General features: G+C 48.0%; 1 tRNA gene and 1 rRNA gene. Both read left to right on the forward strand.

What is annotated here, in order from left to right:
* Positions 1-78 (forward strand): 16S ribosomal RNA (locus F3J31_RS23230); the annotation flags it as partial.
* An 85-nt stretch (positions 79-163) separates the two neighbouring features.
* Positions 164-239, forward strand: a tRNA-Glu gene (locus tag F3J31_RS23235).
* Positions 240-488 lie beyond the last annotated feature (249 nt).

Raw genomic sequence — 488 nt, forward strand, 5'->3', positions numbered from 1 at the left:
ACCACTTTGTGATTCATGACTGGGGTGAAGTCGTAACAAGGTAACCGTAGGGGAACCTGCGGTTGGATCACCTCCTTACCTTAAAGAACCTGCCTTTGTAGTGCTCACACAGATTGTCTGATGAAAAGTAAATAGCAAGGCGTCTTGCGATTGAGACTTCAGTGTCCCCTTCGTCTAGAGGCCCAGGACACCGCCCTTTCACGGCGGTAACAGGGGTTCGAATCCCCTAGGGGACGCCACTTGCTGGTTCGTGAGTGAAAGTCACCTGCCGTCATATCTCAAAACTGACTTACGAGTCACGTTTGAGATATTTGCTCTTTAAAAATCTGGATCAAGCTGAAAATTGAAACGACACATCTTTAATGGTGTGTTCGAGTCTCTCAAATTTTCGCAATCAGAAGTGAAACATCTTCGGGTTGTGAGGTTAAGCGACTAAGCGTACACGGTGGATGCCCTGGCAGTCAGAGGCGATGAAGGACGTGCTAATC

The sequence above is a fragment of the Enterobacter sp. Acro-832 genome (genome assembly GCF_011752745.1).
GTDB lineage: Bacteria > Pseudomonadota > Gammaproteobacteria > Enterobacterales > Enterobacteriaceae > Enterobacter > Enterobacter quasiroggenkampii.